1 protein-coding gene is annotated in these 1,410 nt (G+C 71.4%); it reads right to left on the bottom strand.

What is annotated here, in order from left to right; genetic code table 11:
- The coding region (locus ACFQQL_RS19090) for a DUF5979 domain-containing protein (RefSeq protein WP_382396830.1) at positions 1-1,410 on the bottom strand (1,410 nt) is incomplete at both ends.

Here is a 1,410-nt window from a genome sequence, read left to right as displayed (position 1 = left end):
AGGTCTGGCCGCCGTCGGTGGAGTACTCGACGGTGAACTCGGTCTCCGGGGGCACCAGTCCGGCCGCGTCCCCGGTGAGCTCCTTGACGATCTCGAACCCACCCGGAGCCGGCTGGGCCGTGTTGGTGATCTCGACGCCGACGGTGGTTCCCGCGTCGACGGTGAAGGTCGCCGGCATCTCCGCCTGCTCGCCGTCGACGGTCAGGGCAGGCTCGCCCCAGGTGACGCCGTCGATCTCGGGCAGGTTGACCTCGGTGACGGTGACCTCGCTGCCGGCGGGCAGGTCGGGGGAGGTCCACGGCTCGCCCACGGTCACGGTCGCGGTCTGCGGTTCTCCGCCGTCGACCGTGTACTCGATCGTGAACTCCGTGCCCTCCGGCACCTGGCCCGCGGCCTCACCCTCCAGCAGCTTCTCCACCGTGAACGCACCGGGGGTGTACTCCGCGGTGTTGGTGACCACGACGGCGACGGTGGTTCCCGCGCCGACGGTGAAGGTCGCCGGCATCTCCGCCTGCTCGCCGTCGACGGTCAGGGCAGGCTCGCCCCAGGTGACGCCGTCGATCTCGGGCAGGTTGACCTCGGTGACGGTGACCTCGCTGCCGGCGGGCAGGTCGGGGGAGGTCCACGGCTCGCCCACGGTCACGGTCGCGGTCTGCGGTTCTCCGCCGTCGACCGTGTACTCGATCGTGAACTCGGTACCCTCCGGCACCTGGCCCGCAGCCTCACCCTCGAGCACCTTCTCGACGGAGAAGCTCCCCGGCGACGGGCTCGCCGTGTTGGTCACCACGAGCTCGACCGTGCTGTCGGCGCCGATGGTGAACGACGCGGTGTCGCCGTCGACCGGCTCACCGTCGACCGTGAGCGTCACCTCGCCCCACTGCACCCCTGGCACGTCGGGCCGCTGGTCGGTCTCCCGCAGCAACACCTCGGTCCCGGCGGGGAGGTCCGGTGAGGTGACGGGGGTGCCGTCCGCCGTGACGGTCAGCGGCTCCCACGTCTCCCCGCCGTCGGTGGAGTACTCGACGGTGAACTCAGAGTCACCGGGCACCTCGCCCGACGCCGCACCGTCGACCGCCTTGGCCACGGAGAAGCTCCCGGGCAGGTACTCGGCGGTGTTGGTGACCACGACGGCGACGCCGGTGTTGGACCCGATGGTGAAGGTCGCGGGGGAGTCGACGGGTTCGCCGTTGACGGTGAGGGTGACCTCGCCCCATTCGACGCCGTTGATGTCGGGTCGCTGATCGGTCTCGCGGAGCTGGACCTCGGTGCCGGCGGGCAGGTCCTCGACGGTGACGGGGGTGCCGTCGGCGGTGATGGTCAGCGGCTGCCAGGTCTGGCCGCCGTCGGTGGAGTACTCGACGGTGAACTGCGCGTCACCGGGGACCTCGCCGGCGGCCTCGCCGTCCAGGG

This window comes from Georgenia alba (assembly GCF_042665525.1).
Classification (GTDB): Bacteria; Actinomycetota; Actinomycetes; order Actinomycetales; family Actinomycetaceae; genus Allobogoriella; species Allobogoriella alba.
Note: the sequence above shows the minus strand (reverse complement) of the source record. Positions and strands in the feature narration are given on the sequence as shown.